17 protein-coding genes are annotated in these 20,924 nt (G+C 60.7%); 10 read left to right on the forward strand and 7 right to left on the reverse strand.

All coding sequences use genetic code 11. The annotated features are described in order from the left end of the window. The first annotated feature begins 39 nt into the window (after positions 1-39). From D5261_RS25530 to D5261_RS25550, 5 genes are all read left to right on the forward strand, one after another. On the forward strand, positions 40-2,073 hold the full coding sequence (locus D5261_RS25530; protein WP_119319320.1) for a secretin GspD/PilQ domain-containing protein: 2,034 nt from the start codon (positions 40-42) through the stop codon (positions 2,071-2,073). A 183-nt stretch (positions 2,074-2,256) separates the two neighbouring features. Further along, positions 2,257-3,984 carry a GspE/PulE family protein gene (locus tag D5261_RS25535; protein ID WP_119319319.1) on the forward strand — a complete coding sequence of 576 codons (1,728 nt, stop codon included), beginning with the start codon at positions 2,257-2,259 and terminating at the stop codon, positions 3,982-3,984. Positions 3,985-4,569: 585 nt separating this feature from the next. After that, entirely contained in the window at positions 4,570-5,634 is a 1,065-nt protein-coding gene (locus tag D5261_RS25540) for a type IV pilus twitching motility protein PilT (protein WP_435792421.1), read from the forward strand. A gap of 43 nt (positions 5,635-5,677) precedes the next feature. Then, on the forward strand, positions 5,678-6,436 hold the full coding sequence (locus tag D5261_RS25545; protein ID WP_119319318.1) for an AAA family ATPase: 759 nt from the start codon (positions 5,678-5,680) through the stop codon (positions 6,434-6,436). Continuing rightward, positions 6,433-7,221: an AAA family ATPase gene (locus tag D5261_RS25550; RefSeq protein WP_119319317.1), complete on the forward strand. Its 789-nt coding sequence runs from the start codon at positions 6,433-6,435 to the stop codon at positions 7,219-7,221. The genes D5261_RS25545 and D5261_RS25550 overlap by 4 nt, the downstream gene beginning before the upstream one ends. Before the next feature lie 43 nt (positions 7,222-7,264). Here D5261_RS25550 and D5261_RS25555 read toward each other — a convergent pair whose 3' ends face one another. Beyond that, the gene (locus D5261_RS25555) at positions 7,265-7,537 is read right to left on the reverse strand and encodes a hypothetical protein (protein ID WP_119319316.1); all 273 of its coding nucleotides are present in this window, start codon (positions 7,535-7,537) and stop codon (positions 7,265-7,267) included. Between the two features lie 140 nt (positions 7,538-7,677). On the opposite strand from D5261_RS25555, the gene D5261_RS25560 reads away from it, so the two are divergent. Continuing rightward, positions 7,678-8,637, forward strand: a complete 960-nt coding sequence (locus D5261_RS25560) for a glycoside hydrolase family 16 protein (RefSeq protein WP_165863891.1) — start codon at positions 7,678-7,680, stop codon at positions 8,635-8,637. Between the two features lie 58 nt (positions 8,638-8,695). Here D5261_RS25560 and D5261_RS25565 read toward each other — a convergent pair whose 3' ends face one another. Then, positions 8,696-10,912 (reverse strand): DUF6345 domain-containing protein, encoded by a 2,217-nt coding sequence (locus tag D5261_RS25565; protein ID WP_119319314.1) that lies wholly within the window; start codon positions 10,910-10,912, stop codon positions 8,696-8,698. A gap of 310 nt (positions 10,913-11,222) precedes the next feature. Here D5261_RS25565 and D5261_RS25570 point away from each other — a divergent pair, with 310 nt between their 5' ends. The 4 genes from D5261_RS25570 to D5261_RS25585 all read left to right on the forward strand — a co-directional run bounded on the left by D5261_RS25570 (position 11,223) and on the right by D5261_RS25585 (position 16,222). Beyond that, positions 11,223-11,750 carry a general stress protein gene (locus D5261_RS25570; protein WP_174721470.1) on the forward strand — a complete coding sequence of 176 codons (528 nt, stop codon included), beginning with the start codon at positions 11,223-11,225 and terminating at the stop codon, positions 11,748-11,750. Between the two features lie 103 nt (positions 11,751-11,853). After that, positions 11,854-13,404, forward strand: a complete 1,551-nt coding sequence (locus tag D5261_RS25575; RefSeq protein ID WP_119319694.1) for a phytoene desaturase family protein — start codon at positions 11,854-11,856, stop codon at positions 13,402-13,404. Between the two features lie 222 nt (positions 13,405-13,626). Further along, on the forward strand, positions 13,627-14,835 hold the full coding sequence (locus D5261_RS25580; protein ID WP_119319313.1) for a type II secretion system F family protein: 1,209 nt from the start codon (positions 13,627-13,629) through the stop codon (positions 14,833-14,835). A 67-nt stretch (positions 14,836-14,902) separates the two neighbouring features. Continuing rightward, positions 14,903-16,222 carry a sigma-70 family RNA polymerase sigma factor gene (locus D5261_RS25585; RefSeq protein ID WP_119319312.1) on the forward strand — a complete coding sequence of 440 codons (1,320 nt, stop codon included), beginning with the start codon at positions 14,903-14,905 and terminating at the stop codon, positions 16,220-16,222. 35 nt (positions 16,223-16,257) lie between these two features. Here the strand turns inward: D5261_RS25585 and D5261_RS25590 are convergent, their stop codons facing one another. The 5 genes from D5261_RS25590 to D5261_RS25610 all read right to left on the reverse strand — a co-directional run bounded on the left by D5261_RS25590 (position 16,258) and on the right by D5261_RS25610 (position 20,923). Next, positions 16,258-16,536: a hypothetical protein gene (locus tag D5261_RS25590; RefSeq protein WP_119319311.1), complete on the reverse strand. Its 279-nt coding sequence runs from the start codon at positions 16,534-16,536 to the stop codon at positions 16,258-16,260. Between the two features lie 44 nt (positions 16,537-16,580). After that, a complete protein-coding gene (locus D5261_RS25595; RefSeq protein ID WP_119319310.1) occupies positions 16,581-17,297 on the reverse strand; it encodes an HD domain-containing protein in 717 nt (238 codons plus the stop codon). Beyond that, a complete protein-coding gene (locus tag D5261_RS25600; protein WP_165863890.1) occupies positions 17,297-19,126 on the reverse strand; it encodes a phosphodiester glycosidase family protein in 1,830 nt (609 codons plus the stop codon). Before D5261_RS25600 ends, D5261_RS25595 begins: the two co-directional genes overlap by 1 nt. Positions 19,127-19,486: 360 nt before the next feature. Further along, positions 19,487-20,089, reverse strand: a complete 603-nt coding sequence (locus D5261_RS25605; RefSeq protein ID WP_119319308.1) for an NADPH-dependent F420 reductase — start codon at positions 20,087-20,089, stop codon at positions 19,487-19,489. Positions 20,090-20,173: 84 nt separating this feature from the next. Continuing rightward, positions 20,174-20,923: an SDR family NAD(P)-dependent oxidoreductase gene (locus D5261_RS25610; RefSeq protein ID WP_119319307.1), complete on the reverse strand. Its 750-nt coding sequence runs from the start codon at positions 20,921-20,923 to the stop codon at positions 20,174-20,176. Between the last annotated feature and the right edge of the window lies 1 nt (position 20,924).

Raw genomic sequence — 20,924 nt, forward strand, 5'->3', positions numbered from 1 at the left:
CCATTCGACGCCCGCGAATCGGGCTGGAGATACCTATCAATGAAACACTTAATCACCAATTTCACTGGAAACCGCGCCTTTGACCGGCGCACGCAAACGATCGTCGCCGTCGCCATGACCGCAGCGCTGACCACGACGATCGCGAGCCCCGGACATGCGCAGCCCAGGCACAGCCATCGCTCGATTTGGGCCGTCCGCTGGGCGCAGCAGCATCCGGCGCAGGCCGCCGCCTATCACCGCTCGCAGCGCGCTCGTTACTCCTGGGCGCCGCAGTCGCGTTACGTGGGTTACACGCACAAGTCCTGGAGCCGCCACAGCGCGCCGAAGGCCCAGCCCAGCATCGCCGCGTTGACGCCGGCGTCCGTGCTTCCGGCGGCCCCGGTCCGTGTCGCCGCGAACTTCCTACCGCAGAGCACGCTGCGCATCCTTCCGTCGAACGCCGTCGTGAAGGCGGCTCCGGCCGCGCCGGCCGATCTCACGCAGGATGTCACCCTCGACTTTGTCGGGGCGGATATCAACGACGTGCTGAAGGCGCTATCGATGCAGACGCACAGTAATATCGTCTCCGGAACCGACGTCAAGGGATCGATCACGGTGTCTTTGACCCATGTGACGCTGGAGGAGGCGCTGGATCTGATCACCAAGCTCTCCGGCTTCCTTTACGCGAAAGTCGGACGCACCTATGTGGTCGGCTCGCCGGCCTCCATCGCGTCGCTCACGGCGGGCAGCGCCGCCAATGTTCCGCCGTCCACGGCGGTCGTGTCGTTTAGCTACTCGGATCCGACGATCCTGACCGCGACAATCAAAGACCGCTATCCGAACGTCAAAATCTCCGCAGGCCGCGTCAACGGAACTCTTGGCGGCGGCGTGCTGGTGATCACCGGCGCGGAAAGCGACGTCGAGGCGGCGAAGCAATTGGTCGCCGACGCCGAGGGCGGGCTTTCGCGCAGCGTCGATTCTTCGCGCACCGAACTATACGACATCAAGTACGCCGCCGCCGACGATCTTCTCGCCGTGCTGAACCGGCTGATCCCCAGCCTGATCGTCACACCCGGCCCATCGCGCAACTTCACGCTCACGGCGCCCAACACCGCCGACGCGTCGTCCAGCAGCACCTCCACCAGTGTCGGCGCACCGCCGCCCGCAGCCGGCGGCGCCGGAGGCCCTGCGTCCACGGCCAGCTCGACGGACGGAGCGGGCGGAACGACCACAACGACTAAGTCGACGGTCAGTGTGAAACCCACAACCCACGCCCTGCTCTTAACGGGTTCGGACAATGACATCGCCCGCGCCAAATCGATCCTGGCCACGGTCGACACCCGTCCCAAGCAGATCACCTACGAAGCCAAGATCACCGAGGTTAACCTGAGCGGCGTTCAGAATATCGGATTGAACTGGGACTTAAGCGGCGCCACGACCCGAATTGGAGAGATGATTGACAACTCCAACGTCAAGGTCGACGCGAACGGACCGACCCTGGGAGACAACGGCTATATCGGCAAAATCGCGAAGTTTGGAGCCATTGGCCGCACCGCCATTTCCAGCCTCGCGAACATCACCCTGGACGCCAAGATCAAGAGCGGCGACGTCAAGCTACTCTCCGATCCTAACATCGCCGCGGTGGACGGCGAACAAGCAGCCGTCTTCATCGGCGACACCGTGCGCTATATCTCGTCGATCACGCAAACCTCGACCGGACAGACCGTCACAACCGACTCCGTCAACATCGGCATCAAGCTCTATGTGACGGGCAAGGTCAACAATGACGGCTACGTGACGCTGAATATCCATCCCGAGGTCTCCACGATCTCTGGATATCTTTCCGTCCCCGGCGGCGGCAGCCTTCCGCAGATCTCCAGCCGCGAAGCGACGACGACGATCCGGGTGAAGGACGGCGAAACCATCGCCATCGGCGGATTGATCAGCGACACGGACATCAAGAACGTGCAAAAGGTGCCGCTTCTGGGCGATCTGCCGTTCTTCGGCCAGCTCTTCCGGGACAACCAGCACTCGCACACACGAAACGAGCTGGTGATCTTCGTCAAGGTCGGTGTCCAGAAGGAACCCGTTTAACGGATATCTTTGCCGGGAACCGAAATTCCACGCAAACGGGGGCGACGCCAACTGCCAGCGCCGCCCCGTTTTGTCTACAGAACCTCCCCTCAAACGCCGATAATCTCTAATAGGCGTTCTCCCCACCGTGAGCGCGCCACAGACCGCGTCTCCAGGACGTATGGGTCCCAAGAAAGTCACTCCATGCAATCCGCAGCCTATGGCGATATTTTCGTTTCGAGCGGTCTGGTCACTTCGGAACAGATGCAGCAGGCCCTCGACAAGCAGCGACAGCTGAAGTCGCAGGAACAGATCGGCGACCTGCTCGTATCGATGGGCTTGATCACCGAGCGCGATCGCGTGCGCTGCCTGGGCGAGCAATGGGGCGTCCCGTACATCGATCTGACCGACCTCAAAATCGAGGACGATGTCATTGCGGCCATCACACAGGAGCTCGCCCGCCGGTTTAAGGTCATTCCCATTGAGCGCAGCCCCAAGAAGCTGACGCTGGCGATGAAGAACCCGCTCGATATCTTCGCGATCGACGAGATCCGTCTGATCACCGGCAAGGAAGTCGAGCCGCTGATCGCGACCGAAGAAGATATCATCAATGCGATCACCAACAACTATCGCACCGAGGTAAACGTCAAGGACGCCGTCACGGACGTGATGCGCGACCTGGGCGGCAGCGATATCACGCTCACCGACGACCACAAGACGGACGACGGCATCACGATCGAACAGCTCAAGGAGATGTCCGGCGAGGCCCCCGTCGTGCGGCTCGCGAATATGGTGATCTCGCGCGGCATTCAAGAGAAGGCGTCGGACATCCATATCGAACCCGCCAAAGACTGCCTGCGGATCCGATATCGCGTGGACGGCATCCTGCTGGACGGCATGGTCCTGCCGAAAAAAGCGCAGGCGTCCATCACCTCGCGCATCAAGATCATGGCGGACATGGATATCTCCGAAAAGCGCGCGCCGCAGGACGGGCGTATCTCCGCCACCATCGAAGGCCGCCCCTACGATTTCCGCGTCTCCACCCTTCCCGCCGTCTTCGGCGAGAAGATCGTTATGCGCGTTCTGGACAAGTCCAATATCTCGGTCGGCCTCAACAAACTCGGGCTGCTGCCCTACACGTTCGAGATGTTCGAAAGCATGATCTCGCGCACCTACGGCATCATACTGGTGACGGGGCCGACGGGATCGGGAAAGTCCACCACCCTGTACTCGGTGCTGTCCAAATTAAATTCCGGCGAGAAGAACATCCTGACCATCGAAGACCCGGTGGAGTATGAGCTCTCGGGCATCACGCAGAGCATGGTCAACACCCGCGCCGGCATGACGTTCGCGGCCGGCCTGCGCTCCATGCTGCGCCAGGACCCGAACATCATCATGGTCGGCGAAATGCGCGACCAGGAAACGGCGATGATCGCCATCGAAGCCGCGCTGACGGGCCACCTGGTCCTCAGCACCTTGCACACCAACGACGCTCCCGGCGCGGTCGCCCGTCTTCTGGACATGGGCGTGGAAAGCTTTCTGATCGCCTCCTCCGTCGTCGGCGTGCTCGCCCAGCGCCTGCTGCGCACCGTCTGCCCCAAATGCAAGGAGCAGTATGCGCCGCCCAAGGACGCCATCAAGCGCCTGGGCATGAACCTGGATCTGCTGGACAAAGGGGAAGTCACGTTCTTCCGAGGCCGAGGATGCGACAACTGCAAGGGCAGCGGATACAAAGGCCGTATCGGCGTCTACGAACTGATGCCGATCAACGACAAAGTGCGCGAGCTGATCCTGGCCCGCGCGTCCTCCTACGCCATCCGCGAGGCGGCGATTGAAGCCGGCATGCGGACCCTGAAAGACGACGCCATGGAAAAGATCCTGCTTGGCATGACCACCCTGGAAGAATCGCTGCGCGTCATCTACGCGGGATAGCGAAACTGTGAACGAAGAGAAGCGACCATGATTGTCAACAACGGAGATCTGCTGCCTCTCAGCCCCATGGAGACGCCCGCCAAGAACGCGGCGCCCCCAGCCGCGACACCGCCGCCAACGCCGCCGCCGGCGCAGGACTTTGATTTCCTGGCGCAGATGCAGGATTCCAGCAGCAGCATCGATTCACTGCTGGCGGCCCGCGCCGAAGCCGAAGAAGCGGAAAAGCGCGCGAAGGCGGCCGGCGAAACGCCTCTCCCTTACCTGAAGGACGACAAGAAAGCAAAAGCGGCCTCACCCGCGCCTGCGCCAAAATCGATGGGCTTCACGATCGGCGGGTCCGCGGACGACGCGGATTCGCCCGCCGGAATGAGCTTTATCGGCAACGACTTGCGTCGTCTCTCCGACGCAACCGGCATGCAGTCCAACTCCTTCGAGGAGTACGCTCCGAAGGCCCAGGCCGCGCCGCCCCCATCCCAGAACCGAAGCGGCGAGCTGGACGATCTGCTGCCGCCGACCGCTCGCCCCGCCGCGCAGTCGATCGGCGCCGATGAGGATCGCAAGGCTTACATCGAGCCGCCGCGCAGCCTGGTTGAAACGCATATCAATGAGCTGCTCCAGCGGACGGTGGAGTTCGGCGCATCGGACCTGCATCTGACGACCGGCCTGCCGCCGATGGTCCGCAAGGACGGCCGCGTCACGCCGCTTCCCTACGACGCCGCCACGCCCCGCGAGGCGCAGCGCATGGTCTACGAAATCTTGACCACGGACCAGATCACCACGTACGAGCGCACCCACGAGCTGGACTTCTCCTATGGAGTCTCCGGTGTCGGCCGCTTCCGCTTCAACGTTTACCGCCAGCGCAGCTCGCTCGCCTGCGCCATGCGGGTCATTCCGAATAAGATTCCCAGCCTGGATCAGCTCAAGCTGCCGCCGGTCATTCGCGAACTGACGCGCAAGCATTCCGGACTGGTCCTGGTGACCGGCCCGACCGGATCGGGAAAATCAACCACTATCGCCAGCATCATTGATGTGATCAATGCGGAGCGCGAATCGCATATCCTGACGATTGAAGACCCCATTGAGTACCTGCATGGCCACAAAAAGAGCATGGTGAACCAGCGCGAACTCGGCGGCGACACTCATTCCTTCAACAACGCCCTGCGCGCCGCCCTGCGTGAAGACCCGGACGTCATCCTCGTCGGCGAAATGCGCGACCTGGAAACGATCGCCGCCGCCATCACGCTCGCCGAAACCGGCCACCTCGTGTTCGCCACCCTGCACACCCGCTCGGCCCCGGCAACCATCGACCGCATCGTGGACGTCTTCCCTGCCCACCAGCAGGAACAGATCCGCATCCAGCTCTCCACGAGCATCGAAGCCGTCATCGCCCAGCAGCTCATGCCCAAAATCGGCGGCGGCCGCGTCGCCGCCATCGAAATCATGATCGCCACCAGCGCCCTGCGCAACTTGATCCGCGAAGGCAAAACCTATCAGATCAACTCCGTCATCGAAACCGGCCAGCAATACGGCATGCAGTCCATGGACCGCATGCTCGCCGAACTCCACCGAGGCGGAACCGTGACGTACGAAGAGGCGGCCACCCGCGCGATCGACCGCGAGAATTTCCAGAGGCTCGTGAAGGGGTATTGATAAGACCGTGTCTTCTTCAACAGCTTCCGTGATACAATAGGATATGAAGAAGGCGCGGCCGGCTCAAGGTCCATTCATCCAAGAAGTGCTGCTGAACCGGGACCGCGTTCCATCATTTGACCAATACCCCTTCTCGCTGCCGCCGGTCCACTCCCTGACACGCCTCAAGCTGCATCCCCAAGTAACGTTTCTGATAGGCGAAAACGGCACGGGAAAATCCACACTGTTGGAGGCGATTGCCGTCGCCGCCGATCTCAACGCGGAAGGCGGCAGTCGAAACTTCAACTTCGCCACACGCGAATCCCATTCCGATCTTTCTGATTTCCTAACCCTCGTTCGCGGCTTCAGCCGCCCCACGGATAGCTTCTTCCTGCGAGCCGAGAGCTTCTTCAATGTCGCCACGACCGTGGAAGGTTATAACGTCACAGGCTACGGAGAACGCAGTCTGCACGAGCAATCCCACGGCGAATCGTTTATGTCACTTCTCATACATCGCTTTCGTCAAGGCGGTTTCTATGTCCTGGATGAACCAGAAGCAGCGCTGTCGCCGCAGCGGCAAATGGCTCTGCTCGGCCGGATGCACGAGCTGATCCTGCAAGGATGTCAGTTCATCATCGCCACTCACTCTCCGATTTTGATGGCTTATCCCAATGCGTTAATCCTGGAGTTTTCAGCGAGCGGCATTCGACCGATTGAGTACCGGGACACGGAGCACTATCGAATTACCAAGATGTTCTTAGACGACCCGGAGCGCATGCTCAATTTGTTGATGTCGCCATCCGGTGGGGAAAACCCAATATGAAGAAGGCGAGGCCGGTTCAAGGCCCATTTATCCACGAAGTGCTGCTGAACCGCGACCGCGTTCCATCATTCGACCAATACCCCTTCTCGCTGCCGCCAGTTCGCTCACTGACGCGGCTTAAATTGCACCCCCAGGTAACCTTTCTCATCGGCGAGAACGGCACAGGGAAATCGACGCTGCTGGAGGCCATCGCCGTCGCCACTGGGCTAAACCCAGAGGGCGGCGGGCGCAACTTCAATTATTCAACACGAGATTCCCATTCGAGCCTTGGTGAATGTTTGACGCTTGTGAAGGGATTATCCCGACCACGCACATCTTATTTTTTCCGAGCGGAAAGCTATTTTACGGTTGCTACGGAAATCGAGCGGTTAGATCAAAACGAACCCGGTTCATACAAACCGCCGCCAATCATTGACGCGTATGGCGGCAAATCGCTGCACGAACAATCCCACGGCGAATCGTTCATGGCGCTGCTCGTACATCGTTTAGGCGGGGGCGGTCTTTACCTCTTTGACGAACCAGAGGCGGCGCTGTCGCCACAGCGACAGCTCGGGTTGCTGCGACGAATGCATCAGCTTCTCCAGCAAGGCTGCCAGTTCATCATCGCGACGCATTCGCCGATTCTGATGGCCTATCCCGACGCGGCGATTTTGCAGTTTTCATCGGAAGGAATACAAAGGACGGAGTATCGGGACACGGAGCATTACCAAATCACGAAGACGTTTCTGGACGATCCAGAGCGCATGCTTGCTTTGCTGATGTCCGACGACGAAACGGCCCGCTGAGCATTGTCAGCGGGCCGTTTCATGAACGTGATCGAACGTCGGACTATTTCTTTTTGAGCATGTGGTGCGCGGCCACGCCGGCGACGACGCCGGTCGCGATGGGATGACGAGCCGCGAGGCTATGGCCGCCCTTGGCGGCGGACTTCTTCGCCATGTGATGCGCGACAAGGCCCGCGCCGACGCCGGCGGCGGTCGGATGCTTGTGAAGAACGCCGGCCTGGGCGGGAGTCGCCACAAAGGCGGGAACGGCGAGCGCGATCGATGCGGACAGAATCGCGGCGGCGCGAAGCCGGCGCGTGATGGTTGTATTTCTCATAGATTGGATAGCGCGCGCCGAGGCCGAATCGTTCCCTATTCGGAATGAAGGGTCCGCATGGAGGCAGGAGATCGAGACGGCGCCGGCGAACAGGCAGGCATGGCCGGGACCTCTTTTCAGTCGCCTTTGGAGGTATTTTGATGCCCACCCTCAAGTTGATTGCGCCGAGCGCACTGCTGTTCGCGGCGATTGTCTCGCCTCAATTCGCTGGGCCGGCGCGCGCCGGAATTCCCTCTCCTCCCAATCCCAAATACCAGCGGGTATTCGCTCAGGACTTTTCAAAGATAAAGTCGCTGGCCGTGGCGCCGCATCTGATCGAAGACGGGGTCTGGATCGCGCATACGCCGTCCTACTCGGACTGGTTTACCTTCGCGGACCCCGGACCGGACGGGCACCCGTTCAGCCTCGGACATGGATATCTGACCATTCGGGTCCAGAAGGATGGGCACGACCCCAATAACTGGTTCAGCGGTTATAGCGGCGGACTGCTGTCGTCCATGGACGAGCACGGCAAGGGCTTCGCCCAGCAGTACGGCTACTTCGAGGCATCCATGCAGGTCCCGGGAACTCCGAATACATGGCCCGGGTTCTGGCTGCTCGACGCGCCCACGCTCACGGATAAGACCCTCCCGAACGGCTGCGAGATCGACATCACCGAATCGTATGGAAACTATGGAACCGGGCCGGGGCAAATGCCGCCCGGTCAGCCGAACAAAGACGGACTCGCATGGCATGATTGGGGACACAACGGGACCGCCACCAAAAGCAATGGGATCTTTGTGGACGGAGTGGGACTGAACACCGGCTTCCACACCTATGGAGTGGATATCGAGCCCGATACGATCACCTGGTACCTCGACCGCAAATCCGTCTGGACTGTGCCGACGTTCGAGTCCGCACGTCGGCCAATGTTCGTACTGGTCAACCTCGCGCTCGGCGGCGGCACGCACAACAGCGCCGACGGCGGCAGCTATGATTGGTCACTCACGCCGATCCCATCGGATTTGAAGGTGAAGTATATCGCGGTCTGGGCCAGCCCTAACAGCCCCAATTACAAAGGCAAACCAGGGACGGCGCCCAACAAGAAAGAAAGCAAATAGACGCCAAAAGGCCGCTTCGCGCATCGCGCGAAGCGGCTTTTTTGATATGAGGCGCGGACTATGGGTGCTGCCACCACATTGTCAGCGATCCGGCGCTGGGGCCGGCGGCGTTGTCGTAGATTCGGTCGTTCTCGTGACCGGAGAGGATGACGGCGGAGGCGTAGTTCCAGCCGCCGCTATGCCCCGCGCTGGTGTTGGCGCTGAACCAGGCGTTCAGGTTCGGAATCCCAAGCCCCGCAAGCCACGCGAAGCTCGGTCCGGCGTTATTGTAAATGCCTACCGTGGTGCGCGCGCCATATGTGCCGCGCAGCCCTTGGAACACATTGAACCAGACATCAAACGGCCCGGCCGGCGATTGGTAGAAGTTGCCATACGCATCTCCGGGCGCCGGAATGGAATCACAGGTATGCCAGATAACATACGCCGTTTTTCCATTCGTTCCATTATGGGCGCCGTATCCGGGAAGTGTTCGGTAATCGATCAGATCGCCGTTATTACTGTATGTCGTCGAAAGCCATGGCGCGCCGTGACCTTCATAAAGAACGACATGATTCTGGCCAACGTAATATCGACTGTTGTCGGCCACCCCATCCGCAGGATCATTTTCCCATAGCCACGGGTGGTCCCAGTAGTACTGATTGAAGTTAACCGGCTGATGCCAGCCAAATCCCAGGATACTCGAAACCGCATTGGACGTATCGAGATTGGTATGGAATCCCCAGGCGTCCTGCAGAAACCGATTGTCGCCTCGAACGACGTAAACGCCGTAATCCAGAGTGGATGCTCCGCCGTTCGGAGACGGGTTCAGGAAGTCGGACGCTACGGACGCTCGTGTGGAGACTGGTTCGGTCACGGGATTATCGTTGATCGGGGTGTTATTGATTGCTTCAGGGGAAGCATTGGAAGCGGGGATTACAAACGTCTGACCGCTCGCTTCACCGTCGCCGGTCCGGAACTCCACCTGGAATCGATACACCGGCTGTACGTACTTTAGCCCCTGCTCTAGATAGACGAAGTCGAAATTGACCAGTCGATACTGCACTTTAGGGTCGCTTCGGCGCAGAAGGCCAATGAGCGCTCCCAGTTCCCGGCTGAACTCGCCCGCCGCCTGGCTGTAGGGCTTCCAATCCACATGCATGGCGTCGTAATTGATCGGACGTATCGTTCGCACGGCGCCAATGGCGCCCTTGCCGCCCAGATCCACGGAGAGAAGGGAATACGGTCCGACAACACGCAGACCATCCACCTGACGGAAGAAGTTAACGGTGCGCATGACGTCCTGACCCACAGGCTTATCTCCCGCCTTGGCGGCCGCGCCCGTCGCAGTCGTGACAACCTCCCCATCCAGCAGAACGCCGGTGCGAACCGCCGGCAGCAATTCATACTGCTGAAGGAAACTCAAAGCGTTTTTGACGACGCCGCGCGGGTCTGGAGCTTTGTCCGTCGTCAGCGCAAGATTGGGCTCAAAGACAAAGCGGCCGTCACTCAAATCGCTGATGACTCGGACGCTGCCGTCGCCATCCACAAAGACCTGCGAACGGGAATCACGATTCGCACCGCTCGGCGTAAGTTTCTGGAGTGTGGCAAATTTATTGACCAGAGACGAATTCAGATCGGGGCCTGCAAGCTGGAAGATATGGTATGTGGCCGCTGCGGTGATCGGAGAGGGAGCGGCGGTGACGACGCGCGCCGTTCCGGCGACCGCGCCCGTGGGAAATACCGCCTGGATCGTGGTTACTCCGCTCAAGACGTAAGACCGCGCGTTCGTCTTGATCATCGCGAATCGTGTATCGGCTCCTGGATGCACCTGAGAGTTGGGAGACGAAAACACAAATCCAAGGGTGTCCGCCATCGTGCTGCGCCATGTTACCTGCGGAGCGTTGACGCCTACGCCATCGTTGCGCCAGTCGACATCCGTTGTCGCAGGGCCAAAGTCGCTGCGTGTCACCAGGATCAAATTTGCCGTGGAAGAGGCGTCATTTGTCACATGAACGTAAAAGTCCAATGAACCACTGACAGTCTCGCGAACGACGCGATCCTGAACAGTTCCGGAAGCGACGATGGCTCCGCCCGGACCGACAATCTGAAACGGAATGTTGGTATCGCGAATCACGGTTCCCGCGAGTTCGGGACGCACCGTGGAATTTGTTCCGGGCACGAGGACCGTTGATCCAGGCCCAATTGGCGCGGCGTGAGCCGCGATCATACCAAAGCAGGAAATCACGGCGGCAACGCCGATGATCTTATGCGCCTGCGGTAAACTTCTGTGTTGCATAAATCCTCCAATGGATTGTGATTATTGCGAATACAAAATCAATTTTTATCGACGTTGACGCGGGAGTTTTCGCGCGGCGACATCGCCTGACTTCGCGCAATGCAGTGGATAAACGCATAATCCATGCCAAGTGCCTGGTAAAAATACGAGCTTACGCCCAAACATCAGCAATCGTCATTTTCCAGAAGCATACAGCCATAAAAACGAGTTTGCGCTCGCGCATAAGCGGGTAAATGATCGTGGACATCCTCCCGACCGTCACGAACCGAAGCGAACTACCTATGGCGGCGAGGGGAGAAGGAGAACAATCATGGCGGATCTGATTACCGGACTGTTCCGTGACCGCGCTTCCGCAGAGCGCGCGGTCGCTGACTTAGAAGCATTGGGATATCGTCAAAGCGATATCAGCGTGATTATTCGCGATGAAACGGCGCGCCGTGAGTTCACGGAAGCGACCGGAACGAAAGCCACCGAAGGCGCCGGCGTTGGCGCCGCGATTGGCGGCACTCTGGGCGCGATCGTCGCGGCCCTCACGGCGACAGGCAGCGTCGCGGCGATCGCCGCGACCGGCGGCGCGGCGATCCCGCTCGTGGCCGGTCCTCTGGCGGCGGCTCTGGCCGGCGCGGGCGCGGGCGGCCTGGGCGGCGGCATTATCGGCGCCCTGGTCGGCGCGGGTATCCCCGAGGAAACCGCGCGGACCTATGAGACTGGCCTCGCGAGCGGCGGCATTCTGGTCGGAGTCCACGCGGACGCCGCCAATGCGGCGCGTGTCCGGCAGGCGCTCATCTCCGAAGGCGCCGTGGACGTGCAAGGCCAACTGGCCGGCGCGACGCTGTAACCGTTGCAAAACTTGTAACGCTCGCGTACTGACAGATCGGCCGGCGGTGAATTCCGCCGGCCGATTTCTTTTGCTTGCTCCCGACCTCTGGTACAATCCTCCCATGCCCTCCCCCACATATGACGTGATCGTCGTCGGCGCCGGACACAACGGCCTGGTCTGCGCTTGTTATTTGCAACGCTTTGGATATCGCGTGCTCGTCGTCGAACGCCGTCCCATTGTCGGCGGCGCCGTCTGCACCGAGGAGATCTGGCCGGGTTACAAGATCGATATCGGGTCGTCGGTCCATATCATGATCCATCAGACGCCGATTGTGAAGGACCTGGAGCTGGCGCGCTACGGACTTTCCTATATCGAGATGGATCCCTGGGCGGCGTTTCCAATGCGCGACGGACGCGCCATCTGTTTCCACCGGGATGTCGATCGAACGTGTGCGAGCATCGCGCAGGTGTCGCGCCGGGACGCCGCCGCGTACAAAGATTTCATCACGCGCTGGGCTCCGGTCGCGCGCGGCGTCTTTCGGGCGTTTCAGGAGCCGCCGACGATGGCGAACTTCGGCCGTCATGTCATCATGGCGAAGTCGCCCGGACGGAACACCAGCGACACCCTGCGTATGATCTTGTCGGGATACGGCCGCCTGCTGCATGAAACCTTCGAAAGCACGGAGATGCGCGCGGCGCTGGGCTGGCTGGCGGCGCAGTCCGGCCCGCCGCCCACGGAGATCGGCTCCGGCCCCTTCGCCGGCTGGCACGCCGCCCTGCACGAAACGGGAGCCTGGCGCGCGCGCGGCGGCTCGGGCGCGCTCACAGCCGCAATGCGGCGCGCGTTCGAGGCGCAGGCGGGCGAAGTGCTCACCGACGCTCCCGTCGAACAGATTCTCGTCGAGAACGGCCGCGCCGTCGGCGTGGAGGCCGGCGGGCAAACGTATCGCGCGAAGGCCGTCGTCTCCGCCTGCCATCTGATGACGACGATGCGGACGCTGCTGGCGCCGGAGCACATCCCCGAAGATCTGAAACGCCGACTGGACGCGCTGAACGTGGGCAACGGTTTTGGCATGACGGTGCGCTGCGCCGCCTCCGAGCTTCCCGACTACGGCGCCGGACAGCCTCACGACGTCCACCAGGGCATGCAGCTCCTCTGCCCCACCCCTGAATACCTGATGGACGCCTACGCCGACTACGTTGGCGGCCGCCCCTCCAAGAAACCGCCCGTCCTCGCCATGACCTTCAGCGCGCTGGATCCCACGCTCGCCCCCGCCGGCAAGCACATCGTCCAGCTCTGGTCGCAGTACTTCCCTTACGACCGCCGCGACGGCCGCTCCTGGGATGATGCGCGCGAGGAAGTCGCGGACAGTATCTGCGAAACCCTCTACGACCACGCCCCCAACATGCGCGGCGCCATCGAGAAACGCTTCATCCAAACCCCGCTCGATCTCGAACGCACCCTTGGCCTCCTGCGCGGCAACGTCATGCACCTCGAAATGTCCCTGGACCAAATGTTCGCCTTCCGCCCCCTCCCCGAGCTTTCCGAATACCAATCCCACATTCCCGGCCTCTTTCTCACCGGCGCCAGCACCCACCCTGGCGGCGGCGTCTTCGGCGCCTCCGGCGCCAGCGCCGCGCGCGTAGTGCGAAAGGCGCTCGGGCGGCGATAAGATGCCCCCGGCCCTCACGGGAGGCCAACCATATTCTCGGAGACGTGACAGGCCCTCACCCGGCCCTTCGGGCCACCCTTTCCCAATTCTGGGAGAGGGGGCCGGGGGGTGAGGGCTCACCCTCCAGCCCATCCACGAATTCACCGATAATGAAGACGGCGGCGTCTCGCGGCGCAGCGCCTGCGGCAATGGCCCCTGCCGCCGCTCTTCAGGAGGTATTGCGTGGCAACGTTTCAATATGACGCCGTGGATCCGTCGGGTCGCACGGTCAAAGGCAAAATCGAGGCGGATAACGAACAGATGGTGCTCGCCCGCCTGCACGAGCAGCATTTCCATATCCTGTCGGTGACCGAAGCGAAGGCGAGCATGAAGCTTCAGTTCGCTTCGAAAACGCAAAAGGTCAAGCTCCCCGCGCTGGTCGTCTTCTCCCGCCAGTTCGCCACCATGATCGACGCCGGTATTCCGATCATCAAATGCCTCGACATTCTGGAGAGCCAGGTCAAGGAAGAAGGCCTCAAAGGCGTCATCAACGCCACCAAGCGCGATGTCAAGGGAGGACTGTCTCTGACCGACGCGCTCGCCAAGCATCCGCATGTTTTTTCCAAACTTTATGTCAACATGATCCGCGCCGCGGAAATTGGCGGTATTTTGGACACGATTTTGGATAGGCTTGCAGGATTTTTGGAAACGGAAATGGAAATAAAGGGCAAAGTGAAGTCCGCGATGATGTATCCCATCATTGTCCTGTGCTTCGCCGGCCTGATGGTCGTCGCCCTGTTCCTATTTGTCCTGCCGCGCTTTAAAGAGATTTTCACCTCCATGAACGTGGAGATGCCGCCGACCACGCAGTTTTTGTTCGACGCCAGCGACTGGCTGCAAAAGTTTTGGTGGCTCGTGGCGATGATCATTACGGGATCGATAGTCGCGCTGAAAAAGTACGACAAGACCGTCAAAGGACACTTCGTTCTGGACGGCCTCAAGCTCAAGCTGCCGATCTTTGGCGACCTTGTGCTGAAGATGAGCATTTCGCGCTTTGCCCGAACCTTTGGAACGCTGATCGCTTCGGGTGTCCCGATGATGCGGTCTCTGGAGATCATCGGCGAGACATCCGGCAACGCGGTGCTGGCGCAGGCGATCAACAACGCGCGCGTTTCCATTCGGGAAGGCGCCAAGATCAGTCATCCGCTGGCGGCCTCCGGGCTGTTTCCGTCGATGGTCACGCATATGATCGATGTCGGTGAAGAAACCGGACGCCTCGCGGAGATGCTGACAAAAGTCGCCGACTTTTATGACAACGAAGTGGACGCGATGGTCAAGGGATTGACATCCATGATCGAACCGCTGCTGATCGTCTTCATGGGCGTCGTTGTCGGATTCATCGCCATCTCCGTAATGGCTCCGATCTTCAAGTTGGTGACGTCCATACATTAATCGAGCAAGGTGTTTCCTTCGCCCGGACCGTTGGTATATATTACGTGTGGCGGAGGATAGGGGGGATATGGGAGCAGACACAGCAGCGAGTCCTTCGAAATGGGACGGGCAGGAACGCCGCAGCCCGAGCCGCTTGGATGACGAGTCGCGAGCGCGCCGACTTTTGATCAAGTATAAAGCCGGCGGTCCCGATGCGGCGGCCGCGCGCGAAGCGCTCGTGCTCCAATTCCGGCCTCTGGTTCAAAAGCAGGCGCGTCAGTTCATGAGCGCCGCCGTGCCGCTGGAGGATCTCATTCAGGAAGGCTTTCTCGGCCTGATGCATGGGATCGACCAGTACGATCAAACGCGTGGCGTCAAGCTGATTACCTACGCCACGCACCATATCGATGGGCACCTGCGTCACTTCCTTCGCGACCGCGTCCAGATCATCAAGGAGCCGGCGTGGCTTCAGGAGCTGGCGCAAAAGGTCCGCCGCGAAATTGAAACCCTCACCCAATCTCTTGGCCGAGAGCCAACCGACCAGGAAACGGCGCAGTCGCTGGGGCTGGCCGAGTCGGAAATCGTTCGAATCAAGTCCACGCGATCCATCTTCGCCGTGACGTCGCTGGACGAGGCGCAGGAGACCGGCGGCCCCGCCGCCCATGTCGCCGAAAACAACCTTCGCGCCACCACCGCCGAGCTCCCCATCGAAGACCGCGTTGTTCTGGAGAATGCGCTCGTCCGTCTCAAGGAGATCGAACAAAAGGTCCTTTACAGCTTCTACTACGAAGACCGCAGCCAGACGGATATCGCGCGCGCTCTCGGCGTCTCGAACAACTATATCTCGCACATTCTGAAAAATTCGGCGCGCAAACTACAGCAGATGTTCCGCAGCGACGCTGTCCGCGAAGCCGCGCTGCAGCATGAAGGGCGACGCCGACGGATCGCCAGCCTTGGCCCCATGGCGGCGGCCGACTACGAGGAAGCGCCCGCGACCGTTGTCGACGCCGTCACCGGACTGTATACGCAGAGCTATTTTGACGCGCGTTTGGAAGAGGAAGTATCTCGCGCCAAGCGGCACGATCTGGAGCTGTCGGTGGTAAGGGTCCTGGTGGGGAACGATCTGCCGGAGGCGACCTACTTCGCGCAGGTCGCGCAGACCGTGAACGAGTGCATGCGCCGCTCGGACTTGGTGGCGCGGATCGGGGATCATGAAATCGGCGCGATGCTGCCGCACACCGGCGCCACGCGTGAGATCGTTCTGCGGCGTTTGATCACGCAGCTTACGGCGCTGCGCGACGCGCTGCCGCACGAGTTTACCATCACGCTGGGCGCGGCTTCATTTCCAGAGTATGCGCACAAAAGCGATCTGATGGAGGCGGCGGCTCCGGTGCATGGGCTGGGATAGCTCCCCAGCGTCGCCTCGTCGCCGATCCCTATCCATTAGTCGCCGATGCCCATCAATCGCCGGAGGGCCGCCAGATCGTACGGGTCGCCGTCGGCGATGGCGCTCTGTATGTTCTGCTCTTCAGCCTCGACGATTCCACGAGCGAGATTTTGCTTGAGGAGAAACGCGATGGTCTCCACCAGCCTCGCGTTGGCCTGCGATAAGCTCTGGATGGACCGCATCAGGTCCTCCCATTGCGCGCGGGTCAGCATCACGGTCTCGTCTGTCAGTTCCTCGTCGTCTTCCATGTCCGGATTATACCCAGATATATTCATGATAATACTCGCAGTTCTACCAGAAACTGGCTAGGTCATGGTCATTACAAATTTACGCCGTTGACATTGAGGTGGAATTTGCATCCCAAAAAGTCCGCGGCGCGATGGCATAATACCATACGGAGCACGAAAATCTCAAAGTACTCGGTCACCGAAGCGTGCTGCGTATCGATCGTCAGCTCCAAAATGATGGCTTTCGCGGCGGCGTCCACGCGCAGATACGATTTCTGAACCGCATAGTTCACCCGGTCATGGATGTCGAACTTGATCGGATCGCTCACCTGGACGCGGGAAAAGTGGACGTCGGACTTGTCGGCAATGATGACCGCCGCCGAGACCGCCGAAATCGGGACGCCGTTGGGCTCCTCATGATTGCCGATCGCGCCGATCACCGTCGCGATCTCCCCCGCCGACATCCCCATTTGCGTCAGGATCGTATAGGCGATCAGCGCGCCGGCTTCCACATGCCCAATACGATTGACGACGCAGCCCATATCGTGCAGATATCCCGCGATGGCCGCGAGCTCGGCGTCGCGCTCGTCCCGCTGCAAGTTCGTCAGGATGCTGCGCGCGATGGTGGAGACGATGCCGGCGTGCCGGTGCCCGTGCTCTGTGTAGCCGATCGCCTGCATCTGTTCGTTGGCGCGCGTGATGTAAGTTCGTACGCGGCTGTCGTGGCGCACATCCTTGAGCGTAATCAAGTCGGTCTTTTCCACCTTCTCGATCTTCTCCACTTTTTCGATCTTCTCTTCGGATTCCATTACTTTGGCCGTCCTATCGTTACTGACGCAAGCGTTCCGGACGTCACCGTCACCAGCCCGCCGGCTGCATTGTCCCAAGTGATACGGAACGTCACGCCGCCGTCGGCGTCCGTCACCCCATCGATGTGATCGGCCTTCCCGCCGGTCACGCTCACATGGACCGGCATTCCCTGCCCCGGCTTCAGCGCCGCATTCGCGATCTGCACCGAAAGTACGCTCTGCTGGGCTCCGGCCACCGGAGCACGCGCGATCTTTGTCCGAAGGGCGAAGAGATCCGCCGCGCTGACCAGCGGCGCGGCGGGCGCGCTCACCGTGATCGTCGTCGTGACAAGCTGCCCTTTGTAAAGCGCCGTGATCTTTGTGTCTCCCGGAGCGAGGGCAAGGAAGGAGCCGCTCTGGTTCACGAAACCGCAGCCGCCGGAACTCGGCCCCTGCCATACGACATCGCCGGAATCCCCTCGGATCGTCCTGGCGCCGTCGACGAGCGTGAGCGTGGTGGCGGCGCCGACGGTCAGCGTGTCGGAAGCGGCGACGATCTGCGGTCCGCGCACGAAGGCCGCGGGCGGCATTCCCACCACGTTTGCGGGATCCACTTGCATGACGGGAAGAACCGAATCTTCCGGCGCTGTTTCCACGTAAGGGGCGTCGCTGTCGATCAGAAGCATATCGGCGACGGGGCGCTCGTACCCCGTTCCGCCGGGACTGCTGATAGTTATACCCCCAACCGCCATCGTCGTCGACCCGCCGCCGTCCAGATTGATCGCTTCGGAGGCGCCGTACCGCTTCAAAATGCCGGCGAGAGCGACGAGCGACACGCCTTTGGAGATCGTCTGCCGCCCGTCCACCGTCACGATATACAGGCGGCTGCCGTCGCTACTGGTCCCGACAGCCGTCCTCGGGTGCGGCCCGTCTGTCAATGTGGCGTCGAACCCTTCGGCGACGCCGTCAACGCTCACCTGGCCATTGACGAGCAGGCGCGGCCCGCCGCCGATCGCATGCGACATCCGGCTCCAAAGAAACGCCTTGCGGTCGATCCCAACGCCGGCGCGCGAAGGCAGATCCCCCACGCGCGGGAGGTTCGCCACCTGGACGGAGCTCGCCACATTACTCGGATCCCCTACCCCTAGCACGAAACCAACATTGTCGCCGGCGTGAATATGCTGAGCGAGGAAATCCGCGCCGACGCCCGGACCGCCGGCAATCACCAGACCATCCGGCGGGATCGGCGTGATCCCATCGCTGAGCGCTTTGACGACCGTGACCTTGCCCTGGATCATCTTGTTGGCCCGCAAGGGCAGGTTGACGCCCGTCAGCACGAGGTCCGTACCGCCCGGCTTGTTGGCCGTCGCATCGCCATATGTACTGCTGTAGACAACGACTTCGCTCTTCCCCGCCAGCCGGTTGATCCCGCGAACCGCGATGCGCTGCCCATCAGCCGCCTGAAGATCGCCCAAAAAGCCAAGGATATCGAACAGCGCCCGCTTGCCGTCGTCGGTGAACCCCAGCACCGCGCGCGGCCCGCCCTTCCCATAGCCGGTCCAGGGTTCGGACAGCAGCTCGCCGTTGCGAATGCCCAGTCCGAGCGGATCGCCCGTATAGTCGAAATAATCGCCGTTCACCGCCACCAGCGCTTTGTGCCGCCGGGCGAGGCGCGCCACATCTTCCCGTCCCTTCGTCGCATCCGAGCCGAAGATCTTATCCTGGCCGATCGCGACCTCGGGATGCACGCCCGCCGTCTTCAGATCGACGGTCACAACGTTGATAATCAATGGCGTCGTCGTGTCGATCTCTTGTGTCAGCGTCACTCCGGGCGCAAGGCGCTTCGTCACAGTGCTCGCCTGGCAGAGAGACGAGGCGAACGAAAGCAATATTACGAAGCTAAGGGGGGAAGTTCTGTTCATCGTGTGGTCTGATGGCGCGTGACTTGATGGGAATATTATACCGGCGCGCGAACAGCGTGTCAAACGAGGAACAGGAGAGCGGCCGGCGATCAATACGCTTCCGATTCCTCTGAAGCGCAGATGGCGCATGTTTCGCACAGCCGCCGATTCCGCACACGGCTACCGCCATTCGTATGCCGGATAGGCCATCCGCCTGACTCGTTTCACGTCGGCTATTTTCTCCTTTTTGTTTTCGTTGTTTTTTATGTTGAATTTACGCTCTTCCTCCAAAGCTAACATAATCATCGATTACTGTTCCTTCTTGAACAGATCCTGGAAGATGAGCTGGCCCCAAATGCGGCCGCGTGCGTGCGTCAGCGCGCCCCCTTCGTTGAGCTTTCCCAGTTCGACGGGTGCGAACCCGAGTTGTTTGGACAAATCCGCCACGGGACCGATCGCGTCCTCGTCGTCGCTCGACAGAAAGACGACCCGGTGGCCGCCCTCGACGACCGGATCGGTCGCCAGGGTGGCTGTAATCAGGTGATTGAAACCTTTCACGAGCTTAGCGCCGGTGAACGCCTTCGCGACGAAGGCGGAGGACGGGAGGCTGTCCAGCTCTTCAGGGAGAACTCCAAACGCGTTCGTGGCGTCGATGACCGTCTTGCCTTCCCAGCTTGGCAGGGCCTTCGCAACCTCACGGTGCTCCCCGAACGGGATTGCCAAGATGATCGTATCGGCCTCGAGTGCATTCCGCAACGACTTGGCGATGACTCTGGGCCCAATCGCCCGAGCCTGCGGCGTCAACGCCTCGGGCGGCCGGCGGCTCGCGACGGTCACGTCGATGTTTTTACGGGCGAAGGCGTGGGCGAGGGCCTGGCCTATTGCACCGAATCCGATAATCGCATAGCTCATAATACTTCTCCAATCCGTGTTAAAACTAAAGTTCGCGAATGGTGATCGCGCCAATGGCGAACGAGCAACGGGACCGCGCCGGACTCAGACCTGCGCCATGCCTCCATCGGCGGCGAGATCCACGCCGGTGATGTAAGAACTTTCATCGGAAGCGAGGAACACGACGACGGACGCGATTTCCTCAGGCTTGCCTCTGCGGCCAAGCGGAACCAGCGAGGTGAACTGAGCTACCGCCTGTTCGACCTGTTCAGGGGGGAGGCCCACCTTGTCCAAAGCCGGAGTTTCGATTGGGCCAGGACTCATCGAATTCACACGAATCTTGCGATCTTTCAGCTCCACCGTCCAGCCACGCGCGAAGCTGCGCACGGCCGCCTTACTCGCGGCGTAGGCGGTCAAGCCTGGCACACCCAGTACGTTTGCGTTCGAAGAGGTTAGGATGATTGAGCCGCCATCTTTGAAGAGAGGGAGGGCTTTCTGCACGGTAAAGAATAATCCCTTTACGTTGATATCGAAGGTCTGGTCGAATTGAGCCTCAGTCGACGTAGCAAGCGGCGCGATGGTCCCTCCGCCCGCGTTTGCAAAGAGGACGTCGATGTGACCGTGCTTCTCTTTCACAACAGCATAGAGCCGGTCCAGATCTTCTAAGTTTGAGACGTCGCCCGCGACCGTCGTCACGTTTCTCCCGATGAAAGCTGCGGCCTCAGCCAGATCTTTCTCTCGTCGGCCAGTGATCACGACATGCGCGCCTTCTTCCACAAAGCGCTTGGCTGTGGCCAAGCCAATACCGCTCGATCCTCCCGTGATAATTGCAATCTTGCCCTCTAGCTTTCCCATG

Source organism: Capsulimonas corticalis (assembly GCF_003574315.2).
Taxonomy (GTDB): Bacteria; Armatimonadota; Armatimonadia; order Armatimonadales; family Capsulimonadaceae; genus Capsulimonas; species Capsulimonas corticalis.

Bases quoted from the DNA above. Each gene is read 5' to 3' on its own strand.
- D5261_RS25575 (WP_119319694.1), top strand. From the start codon at position 11,854: ATGCCCTCCCCCACATATGACGTGATCGTCGTCGGCGCCGGACACAAC.
- D5261_RS25605 (WP_119319308.1), bottom strand. From the start codon at position 20,089: ATGAGCTATGCGATTATCGGATTCGGTGCAATAGGCCAGGCCCTCGCC.
- D5261_RS25610 (WP_119319307.1), bottom strand. From the start codon at position 20,923: ATGGGAAAGCTAGAGGGCAAGATTGCAATTATCACGGGAGGATCGAGC.
- D5261_RS25595 (WP_119319310.1), bottom strand. From the start codon at position 17,297: ATGGAATCCGAAGAGAAGATCGAAAAAGTGGAGAAGATCGAGAAGGTG.
- D5261_RS25545 (WP_119319318.1), top strand. From the start codon at position 5,678: ATGAAGAAGGCGCGGCCGGCTCAAGGTCCATTCATCCAAGAAGTGCTG.
- D5261_RS25570 (WP_174721470.1), top strand. From the start codon at position 11,223: ATGGCGGATCTGATTACCGGACTGTTCCGTGACCGCGCTTCCGCAGAG.
- D5261_RS25590 (WP_119319311.1), bottom strand. From the start codon at position 16,536: ATGAATATATCTGGGTATAATCCGGACATGGAAGACGACGAGGAACTG.
- D5261_RS25550 (WP_119319317.1), top strand. From the start codon at position 6,433: ATGAAGAAGGCGAGGCCGGTTCAAGGCCCATTTATCCACGAAGTGCTG.
- D5261_RS25555 (WP_119319316.1), bottom strand. From the start codon at position 7,537: ATGAGAAATACAACCATCACGCGCCGGCTTCGCGCCGCCGCGATTCTG.
- D5261_RS25560 (WP_165863891.1), top strand. From the start codon at position 7,678: ATGCCCACCCTCAAGTTGATTGCGCCGAGCGCACTGCTGTTCGCGGCG.
- D5261_RS25530 (WP_119319320.1), top strand. From the start codon at position 40: ATGAAACACTTAATCACCAATTTCACTGGAAACCGCGCCTTTGACCGG.
- D5261_RS25585 (WP_119319312.1), top strand. From the start codon at position 14,903: ATGGGAGCAGACACAGCAGCGAGTCCTTCGAAATGGGACGGGCAGGAA.
- D5261_RS25565 (WP_119319314.1), bottom strand. From the start codon at position 10,912: ATGCAACACAGAAGTTTACCGCAGGCGCATAAGATCATCGGCGTTGCC.
- D5261_RS25535 (WP_119319319.1), top strand. From the start codon at position 2,257: ATGCAATCCGCAGCCTATGGCGATATTTTCGTTTCGAGCGGTCTGGTC.